Genomic DNA, 14833 nt, shown 5'->3' with positions numbered 1-14833 from the left:
CAATGAGCAAACTGCAAGCCGTTCGCGGCATGAACGACATCCTGCCGGACGAGGCAGAACGCTGGGAAGCCTTCGAAACCATCGTGCGCGACTGGCTGCGCGCCTACGGCTATCGGCCGATCCGCATGCCGCTGCTCGAGCACACCCCGTTGTTCAAGCGTGCGATCGGCGAAGTCACCGACATCGTCGAGAAGGAAATGTATTCCTTCGAGGATGCGCTCAACGGTGAAAACCTGACGCTGCGTCCGGAAGGTACTGCTTCATGCGTGCGTGCCGTGACCGAACACAATCTGCTGTATGACAGCCCGCGCAAGCTCTGGTACATGGGCCCGATGTTCCGCCACGAGCGGCCGCAGAAGGGTCGCTACCGCCAGTTCCACCAGGTCGGCGTGGAAGCGCTCGGCTACGCCGGGCCCGATGTCGACGCCGAACTGATCATGATGTGTCAGCGCCTGTGGGATGACCTTGACCTGATGGGCATCCGGCTCGAAATCAACTCGCTCGGTTCGCCCGAGGAGCGCATGCAGCATCGCGCAGCACTGATCGCCTATTTCGAGGCGCACCAGGAACAGCTGGACGACGACGCGAAGCGCCGCCTGCACAGCAATCCTCTGCGCATCCTCGATACCAAGAACCCGGCCATGCAGGCGCTGGTCGAGGCGGCGCCTAAGCTGTCCGACTATCTGGGCAAGGAATCGATCGCCCATTTCACCGCCATCCAGGACACGCTGCGCGCCGCGAATATTCCGTTCCGCATCAATCCGCGCCTGGTGCGCGGCCTGGATTACTACAACCTCACCGTATTCGAGTGGGTGACCGACCAGCTTGGCGCCCAGGGAACGATATGTGCCGGCGGTCGCTACGACGGTCTGGTGTCGCAGCTCGGTGGCAAACCGGCTCCGGCAGCCGGCTTTGCAATGGGCGTCGAGCGCCTTTTGTCACTGTGGAATCCGGTGCAGGCCGACGCGCTGATCGAACGTCCGGAAGCCTATGTCGTCCACTCTGGACAAGGCGTCCAGGCGGAGGCATTCGCACTTGCGGAACAGTTGCGCGACGCGGGTTTCGCCACCTTGATGCATTGCGGCGGCGGCAGCTTCAAGTCGCAGATGAAGCGCGCCGATGCGTCCGGCGCTGCGGTCGCGCTGATACTGGGCGAAGACGAAGTCGCATCGGGTGATGTCACGTTCAAGCCCCTGCGCGGGGGTGACCAGATGCGGATCAGCCGCGACGACGTGGCCGAACATCTGGCCATGCTGCTGCTCGGTGGCGACGACACCGACGAAGACGAACCGCTGTTGCACTGAAAATCAATCTACAACCGGAAAAAACCGGACAGGAGTCCAGGACATGGCAGCACTCGATCTCGAAGAACAGGAACAGCTTTCGACCATCAAGGCATGGTGGGCGGCGTGGGGCAACCTGATCACCTGGACGGTGATCGCGGTTTCAGCCTCGCTGATCGGCTATCAGGCGTGGAACTGGTACAACCGCGACCAGGCGGTGAAGGCCAGCGTCGTGTTCGACGCGCTGCAGGATGCCGCCCTTGTCGGTGACCTGAAGAAAACCCGCGAAACCGCAGGACAGCTGACCGAACATTTCGGCGGCAGCGCGTATGCGAGCCTGGGCGCGCTGCTGTCGGCCAAGCTGCATGTCGACAACGGCGACACCAAGACCGCGCGCGCGCAGCTGGAATGGGTGAAGGCGAATGCTCCGGAAAACATGCTGCGCGACCTCGGCCGCCTGCGCCTCGCGTATGTGCTGATCGAGGAACAGGCATTTGACGAGGCGAACAAACAGCTCGACGGCAAGGTCGATCCAACGCTCGAAGCGCGCTTTCTCGAAGCACGTGGTGACGTGCTGCTGCTGCAGGACAAGCGTGATGAAGCCCGTACGGCCTACCAGGCCGCACTGACGAAGATTGACGAAAACGCCAAGGCAGGCGGTGCGCTGGCCGGTGCTGCACCGCAGGGCTATCGCAATGTGGTCGAGATCAAGCTCGACGCAGTCGGTGGCGCCCGGTGACGCGATTGACCGTTCTGCTGGCGGCCAGTGCCCTGCTGGCGGGATGCGGTTCGACGCTCGACAGCCTCGACAGCCTCAATCCGTTCAGCGGCCCGCCCAAACTCAAGATGCCGGTACTCGAGCCGCTTGAAGCCAGCCTTCCGGTGACCGAACTGTGGCGCTACGAAGTCGGTCAGTCCGGCAATTCGGTGTTCGAACCTGCGGTGATCGGCAAAAGCACCTTTGTCGCAGCGCGCGATGGCACGATCGCCCGTCTGGACGACGGCAAACAGGTCTGGAAGATCAATGCCGGCAAGCCCTTGTCGGGCGGCATCGGCGCCAATGAGCGCCAGCTGGTGGTGGGCACTGAAAAGGGCGACGTGCTGGTGTTCGACCTCGACGGCAAGCCGCTGTGGGAAGGCCTCGTCAGTTCCGAGGTGCTGAGTGCGCCGCTGGTGACCGATGACATGGTGTTCGTGCGCAGCGCCGACAGCCGTATCCAGGCTTTCACGGCGATCGACGGCACGCGCAAGTGGAATTACCAGCGACCGAATCCGTCGCTCACGCTGCGCACCCATGCTGGCGTGATCAGCACACCGTCGCTGTTGATTGCAGGATTCCCCGGCGGCAAGCTCGTTGCCATCAATCGCAGCACAGGTGTAGCGGTGTGGGAATCCAACGTGGCACTGTCGCGCGGCGCGACGGAGCTCGAACGTATCGCCGACGTATCCAGCCTGCCGGTCATCGTCGGTCGCGACGTGTGCGCCTCGGCCTTTCAGGGGCGTGTTGCGTGCTTTGAACTGAGTACCGGTAAATCGATCTGGACACGCGACATATCGAGTGCCGCCGGCATCGATATCGATGCCCAGAATCTCTACGTCAGTGATGACAACGGTGCCGTTCATGCCCTGGATCGCGCGACCGGCGCCAGCGTCTGGAAGCAGGACAAGCTCAAGCGCCGCTATCCGGGACGACCGTTGGCGCTCGAAGGCGCTGTAGTCGTCGCCGACGGTGAAGGCCTGCTGCACCTGCTGAGCACCGAAAATGGCGCCTTCGTCGCCCGGGTCAAGGGTGACGGCAGCACGATCAGTGCGTCGCTTCGACCCTATGGCACCGCTTTCGTGGCGCAGAGCCGCGCCGGCATCGTGCGGGCCCTCGCGGCCCGCTGAGGAAATAGCTTGAAACCCGTCCTGGTACTCGTAGGTCGCCCCAACGTCGGCAAGTCGACGCTGTTCAATCGGCTGACCAAAACCCGAGACGCACTCGTCGCCGATTTTCCCGGTCTGACGCGCGACCGTCATTACGGCAACGGGCGCCTCGGCGACCGGCCGTTTCTCGTAGTGGATACCGGTGGTTTCGAGCCGACAGCACGCGACGGCATCATGGTCGAAATGGCAGCGCAGGCCGAACAGGCGATTGCCGAAGCGGATGTACTGATTTTCCTGGTCGATGGTCGTGCCGGACTGACCGCGCACGACCGGGAAATCGCGGCCCGTCTGCGCCGGGTCGGCAAACCTCTGGTCGTTGCGGTGAACAAGGCAGAAGGCATGCGGCAGGAAATCGTCGCGGCCGAGTTCCACGAGCTCGGGCTGGGTGAGCTGCACGTGATTTCCTCCGCCCACGGCGAAGGCGTTCGCAGCCTGCTTGATCATTGCCTGAGCGGGTTTGCCGACGACGACGAAGCGGAGCCGGATGATCGCGTACCGAAGATTGCCGTGGCCGGTCGCCCGAACGTCGGGAAATCGACGCTGATCAATGCGCTGCTGGGCGAAGAGCGTGTGATCGCCTTCGATCAGGCCGGTACGACGCGCGACGCGATCAGCATCCCTTTCGAACGCAATGGCAAGCGCTACACGCTGATCGATACGGCGGGGCTGCGCCGCAAGGGCCGGGTATTCGAAACGATCGAGAAGTTTTCGGTCATCAAGACGGTGCAGGCGATCGAGCAGGCGAATGTCTGTGTGCTGGTACTCGATGCGACGCAGGAAGTGTCCGATCAGGACGCCCATATCGGTGGTTTCATCGTCGAGAGCGGCCGTGCCCTGGTGCTGGCCGTCAACAAGTGGGACGCCGTGGACAGTTACCGGCGCGAAATCTTCAAGCGTGAAATCGCACGCAAGCTGGGTTTTCTGGGGTTCGCTCGCCACCTGTACATTTCGGCGCTCGAGGGATTGGGCGTGAGCGGCCTCTTTGGCGCGGTGGACGCCGCCTACGCAGCCGCGATGACCAAACTGCCCACACCAAGGCTGACGCGCGCGCTGCAGGCGGCAGTCGAAAAACAGTCGCCCCCGAAACACGGCCTGTTCAGGCCCAAGATGCGCTATGCCCACCAAGGCGGAATGAATCCGCCGATCATCGTCATCCACGGCGCTGCACTCGAACATATTGCCGAAAGTTACCGGCGCTATCTCGAACACTATTTTCTGGAAATATTCCGGCTTCAGGGCACCCCGCTGAGGGTTGAATTCCGCACCGCGCACAATCCGTTCGTCGCATCGAAGAAATGATGGCGCAATCGGGGATCAAAATGCGTGGCCCGGGGTCTGAAGCTGCGGTGCATCAAAAAATCCAGTAGAGTCCTATTTCAAATAAACAAGAGGTGTCCACATGAGCAACAAAGGGCAAATGCTACAAGACCCCTTCCTCAACACCCTGCGCCGTGAGCACGTGCCGGTCGCGATCTACCTTGTTAATGGCATCAAGCTCCAGGGTCAGATCGAGTCGTTCGACCAGTACGTTGTACTGCTCAAGAACACGGTGACGCAGATGGTCTACAAGCACGCAATTTCGACCGTCGTGCCGGCGCGTCCGGTGAATATCCAGCACGACCAGGGCGACAGCGCTTGACCGGCAAAAACGGTCACCGGCAGGTACTTTGTCCACATGATTGAGCGGCCGGAAACCGGCGAGCGTGCTGTCATCGTCCAGCTTGACCTTGGCAAAGGCGACTACGAAGACCGACTGGACGAATTCACGCTGCTCGCACTGAGTGCGGGCGCGGTGCCGGTCGCTCGCGCGGGTGGCAAGCGGCAGGCTCCCGATCCGGCCACCTTCGCCGGCAAGGGCAAGGTGGCCGAGATTCTCGACCTCGCCAATGCCAACGAAGCGGACATCGTCCTGTTCAACCACGAGCTGTCGGCCAGCCAGCAGCGCAATCTCGAGCGGGCGCTATCGCGACGCGTCATTGATCGCAATGCACTCATTCTCGATATCTTCGCGCTGCGCGCGCGCAGCCATGAGGGCAAGCTGCAGGTCGAACTGGCCCAGCTCGAACACTTGTCGACCCGTCTGGTGCGCGGCTGGACCCACCTGGAGCGGCAGAAGGGCGGCATCGGCTTGCGTGGGCCGGGTGAAACGCAGCTTGAAACCGACCGTCGCCTGCTCGGCCACCGGGTGAAGGCGCTGAAGGAGCGGCTCGAAAAGGTCGAGCGCCAGCGCGGCGTGCGTCGAAAGTCGCGCGAGCGGCAGGCCACGCCTGTGGTTGCGCTCGTCGGCTATACGAACGCAGGCAAGTCCACGCTGTTCAACGCGCTGACGAAAGCGGGCAGCTACGCCGCCGATCAGTTGTTCGCCACGCTGGACACGACTTCCCGCCAGCTCTATCTCGGCGAGTTCGGGCAAGTGGTGCTGTCGGACACGGTCGGCTTCATTCGCGACCTGCCGCACACACTGGTTGCCGCGTTTCACGCGACGCTTGAAGAAACGGCCGGCGCAGACCTGCTGCTGCACGTCATCGACTCGTCTGCGCCGGATCGCGATGCGCAGATCGCGGCGGTCGATCGTGTGCTGGCCGAAATCGGGGCCGATGCGGTGCCGCAGATACGGGTGCTGAACAAGGTAGACCTGATGCCTGCGCTGCAGCCGGGAGCCGATCCGGCTGGCTGTGATAACATTTGCAAAGTACGCGTGAGTGCTCGCACCGGAGCGGGTTTGGCCGATTTGCGGTCAGTCATCGCGGCGCGATTGCAGGCTGAAAAGATTGCCGCCGCGCAGCGGGTGCAGCCAAATGACGATCCCAGAGGGCTGAATCTGGAACCGCGGACGAATTCCGCACTCCGAGTGATCAGCTCAGCAGAGAGCGGTGACATGTCTTCCACGGAAGACGACAAGCGCTCCCCTCAACTTTCATCCTTACCTGTCCAATCCGAACGTGCTGAATGCGATCTTGATGTCGCTGAATGACCCCCGCTGGGGCAATCAGGGCGGCAATGGCAACAAAGGCGGCAACCAGGGACCTCCCGATCTGGAAGACCTGTGGCGCGATTTCAACAAGCGTCTGGCCGGTCTTTTCGGCGGCAAGTCGAACAATGGCGGTGGCGAAAGCCGTCCGCCGGTGACACCGCGTCAGTTCGGCAGTGGCATCGGCGTGGTTCTCGGCCTGATCGTCATCGTCTGGCTGGCCAGCGGTCTTTACATCGTTGATGCAAGCCAGCGCGGCGTCGTGCTGCGTTTCGGCAAGCTTGTCGAGACGACCGACCCGGGACTGCAGTGGCGCCTGCCGTATCCGATCGACTCGCACGAGCTGGTCAATCTGACCGGCGTGCGTACGGTCGAAGTGGGTTATCGCGGTGCGGAACGCAACAAGGTGCTCAAGGAAGCACTGATGCTCACCGACGACGAGAACATCATCAACATTCAGTTCGCGGTGCAGTACATCCTGAAGGATCCTGTGGCGTACCTGTTTCAGAACCGCCTGCCCGAAGAGTCGGTTGTACATGCCGCTGAAACGGCGATGCGGGAGGTAGTCGGCAAGAGCAAGATGGACTTTGTTCTCTATGAAGGACGGGAACAGATTGCAGTCGACGCGCAGCGCATCATGCAGCAGATACTCGACCGCTATCAGACCGGCATCCAGATCAGCCGCCTGACGCTGCAGAACGCCCAGCCGCCCGAACAGGTGCAGGCCGCTTTCGACGACGCCGTCAAGGCCGGGCAGGATCTGGAACGGCAGAAGAACGAAGGTCAGGCTTACGCCAATGACGTCATTCCGAAGGCGCGCGGTACTGCATCGCGACTGCTAGAAGAGGCCAACGGCTACAAGGAACGGATCATCGCGACTTCGCAGGGCGATGCCAGTCGCTTCAAGCAGATTCTTGCCGAATACGTGAAAGCGCCCGAAGTCACGCGCCAGCGTATGTACATAGACACGGTGCAACAGGTCATGATGAATACGAGCAAGGTGCTGCTCGACGCGAAGGGCGGCAATAACCTGCTGTATCTCCCGCTCGACAAGCTGATGCAACAGGCAGGCGCCGCTGCGGTCGACGTCGCGGCGGGCAGTCGCAGCAACGAATCGACGACGCTTCCTTCGATGTCCGGTGACGCTGCAGCGGCCGACATGCGATCGCGCGATGCCCTTCGCGCACGTGAGCGGGGAGAGCGTTGATGCGCGAAAAGCTACCTCTGTTCTTCGGCGGAATCATCGTTGCGCTGATCGTGCTGTCCAGTTCGCTGTTTACGGTCGATCAACGCCAGTACGCCATCGTGTTCCAGCTCGGTGAGGTCCGCACCGTGATCGAGCAGCCCGGCCTGCACTTCAAGTGGCCGCTGGTGCAGAACGTGCGTCTGTTCGACCGCCGCATCCTGACACTCGACAGCGCTGACCCCGAGCGCTACATCACGTCGGAAAAGAAGAATGTGCTGGTCGATCTGTTCATCAAGTGGCGCATCACCGACGTCAAGCAGTACTACATTTCGGTCGGCGGCAACGAGCGGCTCGCGGAAACGCGTCTGCTGCAGACGGTGAACGCCGGTCTGCGCGAAGAGTTCGGGCGTCGCACGGTCAATGAGGTCGTATCGGGCGAGCGCGAAAGGATCATGGAAGACATGCGCAGCAAGGCCAATGTCGACGCGGTCAAGATCGGTGTGGAAATCGTCGATGTACGGCTGAAGCGCGTCGATCTGCCGACCGAAGTGTCGGAATCGGTGTATCGCCGGATGGAAGCGGAGCGCAAGCGGGTTGCCAACGAGTTGCGTTCGCTGGGTTCGGCTGAAGCGGAGAAGATCCGTGCCGACGCCGACCGCCAGCGTGAAATCATCGTCGCGGAAGCCTATCGCGAAGCGCAGAAGGTCAAGGGTGACGGCGATGCGCAGGCGGCGGCCATCTATTCAGATGCCTTCGGCGCCAATCCGGAGTTCTACGCCTTCTACCGCAGCATGGACGCGTACCAGAAGAGCTTCCGCAACAAAAGCGACCTGATGGTGGTCGAGCCGACATCCGACTTCTTCCGCTACCTCAACAACAGCGGCAGGCAGCCCGTGAAATAGGCGTCGGACCCCTTGGTGTCCGAGCTGCTGTATAGTAGACCGGTTATTTATTCGCCGTACGGAATGAAAAGTCACCAGCCCGCAATGCGGGCTGTGCTTTTTTCATGATGGATTCAATTCTGCTCATCGCCTTGGGTTTGATGCTCGTCATCGAGGGCGTTCTGCCTTTCGTGGCGCCGCGCCTGTGGCGTGAAACCTTTCGCAGAGCGACCGAGCTGGCCGACGGCCAGCTTCGTTTCGTCGGTCTGACCTCAATGATTATCGGTATTGCGCTGATTGCGCTGTTCAAGTGATGCGTCGCTGGTTATTGCCCGAATCGATCGAAGACCTGCTGCCCGACGAGGCACGCCAGGTCGAAAACCTGCGTCGGCGCCTGCTCGATGAGTGCCTGACCCAAGGCTACGAGCTCGTCGTCCCGCCGCTGGTCGAATACATCGAGTCATTGTTGACCGGCAGCGGGCGCGACATGGATCTGCGCACCTTCAAACTGGTCGATCAGCTGTCGGGCCGGACGATGGGGCTGCGCGCCGACATCACGCCCCAGGTCGCGCGCATCGATTCCCATCTGCTGAACCGCAACGGCGTCGTCCGCCTGTGCTACTGCGGCCCGGTCGTCCATGCACTGCCGTCCGGATTCAATGCCACGCGGGAGCCGATACAGCTTGGTGCGGAACTTTACGGCCACGCAGGAATAGAGGCCGATGTCGAGGTAGTGACCTTGCTGCTCGGGGCGCTCGATATTGCTCAGGTTGCGCTGGCACGCATCGATTTTGGCCATGTCGGCATTTTTCGGGCGCTGGCCGACCGCCTGGAGTCACCTCAGCTGCGCAGCGATGACGGACTGCAGGACTTGTTTGCAGCGCTTCAGGCGAAGGACATGCCATCCCTTCGACAACTGCTGGTGGATGAGCCTGCCACGCTCAAGGCTGCTTTCCTTGCGCTGCCCGATCTGTACGGGAAGGCCGATACGCTCGCGCGCGCGCGCGCTGCGCTGCCGGATTATCCGGAAATTTCGACCGCACTGGCCGAGCTTGAGCGCGTAGGTGCGTCGGTCGATACTGATGTGCTCGGTTTCGACCTGGCAGACCTGCGCGGCTATCACTACCACAGCGGAATCACGTTCGCCGCATACTGTGCCGGTCAGGCGCAGGCGATCGCGCTTGGCGGGCGCTACGATGAGGTGGGCCGAAGTTTCGGCCGTGCGCGTCCTGCGACCGGGTTCAGCCTGGATCTGCGACAGTTGGCGCGGCAGGCGCCGCAACTCGAACGGCGGCAGGGCATCCGTGCGCCGCATGGCCATGATGTCGTGCTGATGCAGCGGGTTCGCGCACTGCGCGACGCTGGCGAAATCGTGGTGATCGACCTGCCGGGTCATTCGGCCGATGTCGCCGAACTTGCATGTGACCGCCAATTGGAATTCGTCGAAGGTGAGTGGCAGATCGTGTCGCTCGATAGAAAGGTTTAGAGCATGGCAAAGAATGTAGTGGTCGTCGGCAGTCAGTGGGGCGACGAGGGCAAGGGCAAGGTCGTCGACTGGCTGACCGACTCGGTACAGGGTGTGGTGCGCTTCCAGGGCGGTCACAACGCCGGCCACACGCTGGTGATCGGCGGCAAGAAAACCGTTTTGCACCTGATTCCGAGCGGCGTGCTGCGCGAAGGCGTCGCTTGCTATATCGGCAATGGTGTCGTGCTCTCACCGGAGGCGCTGTTGTCCGAGATGGACGAACTGGAAGCCGCCGGTGTCGATGTTGCGGCGCGCCTGCGCATATCCGAGGCCTGTCCGCTGATCCTGCCCTATCACCAGGCACTTGATCGTGCGCGCGAGACGGCCAAGGGCGAGAACAAGATCGGTACCACCGGCCGCGGTATCGGCCCGGCCTACGAGGACAAGGTGGCGCGCCGTGCGTTGCGCCTGCAGGACCTGCTGCGTCCGACGCGCTTTGCAGCCAAGCTGGCCGAGATACTCGACTATCACAACTTCGTGCTGACGCAGTACTTCGGCGCACCCAAGGTCGACTTCCAGGAAACGCTTGACGGTGCGCTCGCGCTGGCGCCTCGTATCGAAAAGCTGGTGGCCGACGTGCCGCGCGCACTGTACGAAGCGAACAAGGCGGGTTCCAACCTGCTGTTCGAGGGTGCACAAGGCACGCTGCTCGATATCGACCATGGTACCTATCCCTTCGTCACGTCGAGCAACTGCGTGGCGGGTGCCGCTGCAGCGGGTGCTGGCGTCGGTCCGACGATGCTGCACTACGTGCTCGGCATCACCAAGGCCTACACGACGCGCGTCGGCGGCGGACCGTTCCCGACCGAACTGTTCGATGACACCGGACGCCATCTGGCCACCAAGGGCAACGAGTTCGGGGCCACCACGGGTCGCCCGCGTCGCTGCGGCTGGTTCGATGCCGCCGCGCTGAAGCGTTCGATCCAGATCAATGGAATTTCCGGCCTGTGCGTGACCAAGCTTGACGTGCTGGATGGCGTCGAGGAGCTGAAGGTATGTACCGGCTACCGCATCGACGGAGAACTGTCGGACATCCTGCCGGTCGGTGCAGAGGAGCTGTCGCGCTGCGAGCCGGTGTATGAAACGCTGCCGGGCTGGAAGGACACGACCTTCGGTATCAAGGCGCTCGATGAACTGCCGGCGAATGCCCGCAGTTACCTGAAGCGCATCGAGGAAATCTGCGGCGTACCGGTCGACATGATTTCCACCGGTCCTGACCGTACCGAAACCATTCTGCTGCGCCATCCGTTCGAGTGAGCGATGGCGGGACCATGGACCGCATGCCCGTCAGGGCCCTGCGGTTCATAATGAACAAAGTGAACAGTGCGGTCAGGAAGGGCGACAGAACGAAGGCGGAGCACAAAAGAAAAAAGCCGACATCGCTGTCGGCTTTCGTCCTTGCTTCTTGGTGCCCAGGAGAGGACTCGAACCTCCACACCTTGCGGCACTAGTACCTGAAACTAGCGCGTCTACCAATTTCGCCACCTGGGCAAGAGGCTGCGCATTCTAAAGAAAGCATTTACGTTGTCAAGAGAAACAGAGAAGAAGAATTCACCCAGCAAGATCCGTCGCGCCGACCCGTTCTTCGAACGCGAGTCGACCCGCTACGACAATCCGCTGCCGAGCCGCGAGTACATCGTGCAGACACTCGAAGAAGCCGGCATGCCGATGAGCGCCGACGAGCTTGTGCAGACACTCGACATCCAGCCGGAGGAGCGCGAGCACTTCGTACGCCGCCTGAGCGCGATGGAACGCGAAGCGCAGTTGATGCGCAACCGGCGCGATGCCTACATCATTCCCGACAAGGCGGACCTCGTCGCGGGTCGAGTCGAAGGCCACCCGGACGGGTTCGGCTTCGTCATCACCGGTGACGGCAAGGACAAGAAAGGCGAAAAGGGGGACAAGGGCGATATCTTCCTCAGCGCGCAGGAAATGCGCAGCGTGCTGCACGGTGACCGTGTGCTGGTGCGGGTGACCGGGCTCGATCGGCGCGGCCGGCGTGAGGGCAGGGTGGTTGAGGTTACCGAGCGAGGCAATACCCGCCTGGTCGCCCGCGTCGTGGAAGAGCATGGCGTGCAGTTCTGCATTGCCGAGAATCGCCGCATCCGCCAGCAGATCGTGCTGGCTGCGCCCGAAAAGGGGAAGCGGGCACTGAAGGCTGCTGCAGGCAGCGTGGTGGAAGTCGAACTGATCGAACAGCCGACCCGCTACACGCCGCCGATCGGGCGCGTGGTCGAGATACTGGGCAATTTCGGCGACTCCGGCATGGAGATCGAAATCGCGCTGCGCAAGCACGACATGCCGCACGAATTTTCCGCCAAGGCACTGGCGGCAGCAAAGCGCCTGCCCGAGGAAGTGCGACCGGAAGACATCGGCAAGCGCGAAGACCTGCGGGGGCTGCCGCTGGTCACCATCGACGGTGAGACCGCGCGCGACTTCGACGACGCGGTCTACGCTGAACGGCAGGGCAAGGGCTTTCGCCTGATCGTCGCCATCGCCGATGTCAGTCACTACGTGAAGCCGGACGCGCCGCTCGACATCGATGCCTTCGAACGCGGCAATTCGGTGTATTTCCCGCGCCGCGTCATCCCGATGCTGCCGGAGAAGCTGTCGAACGGCCTGTGCTCGCTGAACCCCGAAGTCGACCGCCTGTGCATGGTGTGCGACATGGACGTGTCGGCCACCGGTGCCATCCAGCATTACAGCTTCTACGCCGCCGTGATGAATTCAAGGGCACGACTGACCTACACCGAAGTGGCGGCGGCGATCTACGACAAGGACCCCGCGACACGCGAGCGCCTGAAGCCGTTGCTGCCGCGACTCGAAGCGCTTGATGCGGTGTTCAGCGTGTTCGAGAAGGCGCGCGCCAAGCGCGGCGCAATCGACTTCGAAACCGTCGAAACGCTGATGCTGTTCAACGACGAGGGCAAGATCGACCGCATCGTGCCTTACGCCCGCAATGATGCGCATCGGCTGATCGAGGAATGCATGCTCGCGGCCAACGTTTGCGCATCGCGCTTTCTCGAAGACAGCAAGCAGCCGACGCTGTACCGCGTGCACGAAGGACCGAGCGAGGACCGGTTGCAGAAGCTGCGCGCCTTCCTCGGCGAATTCGGGTTTCAGCTGGGTGGCGGCGACAAGCCGCACGCAAAGGACTACGCCGCACTGCTGACGCAGATCGGCGACCGCCCGGACCGCCAGCTGCTGCAGACAGTGATGCTGCGTTCGCTCCGTCAGGCGGTGTACAGCCCCGACAACGTGGGTCACTTCGGTCTCGCCTACGAGGCCTACACCCACTTCACTTCGCCGATCCGCCGTTATCCCGACCTGCTGGTGCATCGTGCGATCAAGGCGGCGCTGGCGAAGAAGCGTTACGAGCCGGGTGACTGGTCGGATATCGGCCTGCACTGCTCAACCACAGAGCGTCGTGCCGACGAAGCCAGCCGCGATGTTCAGAACTGGCTCAAGTGCTATTTCATGCAGGACCGCGTCGGCGAAGAGTTCGAAGGCAGCGTGTCGGCCGTGGTGCCGTTCGGCCTGTTCGTCGCGCTCGACAATGTTTTCATCGAAGGGCTGGTGCACATTTCCGAACTGGGCGCCGATTACTTCCACTACGAAGAGGGCAAGCACCGTCTGGTCGGTGAGCGCAGCGGTCGCATGTATCGCCTCGCCGACCGGGTGCGCATTCAGGTCGTGCGGGTGGATCTGGACAACACCCGCATCGAGTTCAGGCTGGCGGGCGGCGGCGAGGACTTCGGTCGCGTGCCGCGCGCATCGCTGACGCCGAAAGCCGCGCCGACCGGCCCCTCGTCGCGCAAGCGGGTCGCGGTCGAACCGGTCGAGCCCGCGCCGCCGCCGAAGGCGGTGAAGACCGGTCGGGGTCGAGCAGCCAGGAAGGCGGCCCAGGCGTCCGCGGCCGCTTCGTCCCCGTACGCGGTCCCGGACAAGCCATCCGTCGGCAAGAAACCGAAAGCCGGATCGAAGGCAGCGCCCGACGCACCGGCCAAGCCAGCCAAAAGCGGCGCGAAAAAGGCTGCGAAGCCCAAGACTGCAAAACCAGAGCCCGCGAAGGCAAAGGCCACAAAGTCGCAGGCCACGAAGCCGACTGCGAAATCTGCCGGCAAGCCAGCCGCCTTGTTGCTTTCGAAGTCGCCCGCCAAATCATCGAAGCCGGCCGCAGCAAACGGCGGCGGGACGAAAGAGACCCCGCCTGAGTCGGCCGCACCGAAGCGCGGTGGCCGGAAATGAGTGGCGACACGCGTTACATCTTCGGCTTCCACGCGGTGACGGCGAAAATCCGTCACGCCGCGGACAGTGTGAAGGAAGTGTTCGTTTCGACGGCACGGACCGACGGCCGCATGCGCGACCTCGTCCGCGCTGCCGAAGCGGCCGGTGTGAAGCTGGTGCAGACCGATCCAGCGCGGCTTGACGGGCTGGCAGGTGGTGCAGCCCGCCATCAGGGGGTGGTGGCGCGCGTGCTGGCGCAGATTCCCTATCGCTCGCTGGACGACGTGCTCGATGCGTTGTCGGAGCCGCCGCTGCTGCTGGTGCTCGACGGCATCCAGGATCCCCATAATCTCGGCGCCTGCCTGCGTGTGGCCGATGCGGCCGGCGCCCATGCCGTGATCGCACCGCGCGACCGCGCGGTCGGCCTGAACGCCACGGCGATCAAGGTGGCCAGTGGCGCGGCGGATACCGTGCCCTATGTGACGGTCACCAACCTCGCGCGCAGCCTGCGCGAAATGAAGGAACGCGACATTCTGACCATCGGCGCAGCCGGCGAGGCGACGCAGTCGATGTATGCCGTCGACCAGTCGGGCGCCGTCGCCTGGGTACTCGGCGCGGAAGGCGATGGCCTGCGTCGGCTGACGCGCGAAACCGCCGACGTGCTGGCGATGATTCCGATGCACGGCACCGTCGAAAGCCTGAATGTATCGGTGGCCAGCGGCATCTGCCTGTTCGAGGCCAGACGCCAGCGCAGCGCCCGGACTGGCTTGTAAGGTCTTAATTTTCCGGGCTATAATGTTTGGCTTACCTTGCCTCACCGGATTCGCATGCCGG

The 14833-nt window shown here is 62.7% G+C and carries 13 protein-coding genes and 1 tRNA gene; 13 read left to right on the top strand and 1 reads right to left on the bottom strand.

Annotation, left to right across the window (positions count from 1 at the left end; genetic code table 11):
• Positions 1–2: 2 nt before the first annotated feature.
• The 11 genes from hisS (at position 3) to BSY238_RS00150 (ending at position 11029) form a co-directional block, all read left to right on the top strand.
• A complete protein-coding gene (gene hisS, locus BSY238_RS00200; protein WP_069037370.1) occupies positions 3–1304 on the top strand; it encodes a histidine--tRNA ligase in 1302 nt (433 codons plus the stop codon).
• A gap of 43 nt (positions 1305–1347) precedes the next feature.
• Positions 1348–2022, top strand: a complete 675-nt coding sequence (locus BSY238_RS00195; protein ID WP_069037369.1) for a YfgM family protein — start codon at positions 1348–1350, stop codon at positions 2020–2022.
• Positions 2019–3170, top strand: coding sequence for an outer membrane protein assembly factor BamB (bamB, locus tag BSY238_RS00190; RefSeq protein WP_069037368.1), 1152 nt, complete (start codon positions 2019–2021; stop codon positions 3168–3170). The genes BSY238_RS00195 and bamB overlap by 4 nt, the downstream gene beginning before the upstream one ends.
• Before the next feature lie 9 nt (positions 3171–3179).
• The gene (gene der, locus BSY238_RS00185) at positions 3180–4508 is read left to right on the top strand and encodes a ribosome biogenesis GTPase Der (protein WP_069037367.1); all 1329 of its coding nucleotides are present in this window, start codon (positions 3180–3182) and stop codon (positions 4506–4508) included.
• A gap of 100 nt (positions 4509–4608) precedes the next feature.
• On the top strand, positions 4609–4848 hold the full coding sequence (gene hfq / locus BSY238_RS00180; RefSeq protein ID WP_069037366.1) for an RNA chaperone Hfq: 240 nt from the start codon (positions 4609–4611) through the stop codon (positions 4846–4848).
• Between the two features lie 36 nt (positions 4849–4884).
• Positions 4885–6183, top strand: coding sequence for a GTPase HflX (gene hflX / locus BSY238_RS00175; RefSeq protein ID WP_069037365.1), 1299 nt, complete (start codon positions 4885–4887; stop codon positions 6181–6183).
• Positions 6170–7387 (top strand): FtsH protease activity modulator HflK, encoded by a 1218-nt coding sequence (gene hflK / locus BSY238_RS00170; protein ID WP_069040343.1) that lies wholly within the window; start codon positions 6170–6172, stop codon positions 7385–7387. The genes hflX and hflK overlap by 14 nt, the downstream gene beginning before the upstream one ends.
• On the top strand, positions 7387–8268 hold the full coding sequence (hflC, locus tag BSY238_RS00165) for a protease modulator HflC (RefSeq protein ID WP_069037364.1): 882 nt from the start codon (positions 7387–7389) through the stop codon (positions 8266–8268). The genes hflK and hflC overlap by 1 nt, the downstream gene beginning before the upstream one ends.
• Before the next feature lie 107 nt (positions 8269–8375).
• A complete protein-coding gene (locus BSY238_RS00160; RefSeq protein WP_069037363.1) occupies positions 8376–8561 on the top strand; it encodes a DUF2065 domain-containing protein in 186 nt (61 codons plus the stop codon).
• Positions 8561–9733, top strand: coding sequence for an ATP phosphoribosyltransferase regulatory subunit (locus BSY238_RS00155; RefSeq protein ID WP_069037362.1), 1173 nt, complete (start codon positions 8561–8563; stop codon positions 9731–9733). The genes BSY238_RS00160 and BSY238_RS00155 overlap by 1 nt, the downstream gene beginning before the upstream one ends.
• A 3-nt stretch (positions 9734–9736) precedes the next feature.
• Complete coding sequence (locus tag BSY238_RS00150; protein ID WP_069037361.1) at positions 9737–11029, top strand: adenylosuccinate synthase; 1293 nt, start codon at positions 9737–9739, stop codon at positions 11027–11029.
• Positions 11030–11178: 149 nt separating this feature from the next.
• Here BSY238_RS00150 and BSY238_RS00145 read toward each other — a convergent pair.
• Positions 11179–11263 (bottom strand) — tRNA-Leu (locus BSY238_RS00145).
• Positions 11264–11296: 33 nt separating this feature from the next.
• Between BSY238_RS00145 and rnr the strand changes: the two genes are divergently transcribed.
• Positions 11297–14020 carry a ribonuclease R gene (gene rnr, locus BSY238_RS00140; protein WP_069037360.1) on the top strand — a complete coding sequence of 908 codons (2724 nt, stop codon included), beginning with the start codon at positions 11297–11299 and terminating at the stop codon, positions 14018–14020.
• On the top strand, positions 14017–14772 hold the full coding sequence (gene rlmB / locus BSY238_RS00135) for a 23S rRNA (guanosine(2251)-2'-O)-methyltransferase RlmB (protein ID WP_069037359.1): 756 nt from the start codon (positions 14017–14019) through the stop codon (positions 14770–14772). The genes rnr and rlmB overlap by 4 nt, the downstream gene beginning before the upstream one ends.
• Positions 14773–14833: the final 61 nt, after the last annotated feature.

Source organism: Methyloversatilis sp. RAC08 (genome assembly GCF_001713355.1).
Classification (GTDB): domain Bacteria; phylum Pseudomonadota; class Gammaproteobacteria; order Burkholderiales; family Rhodocyclaceae; genus Methyloversatilis.
Note: the sequence above shows the minus strand (reverse complement) of the source record. Positions and strands in the feature narration are given on the sequence as shown.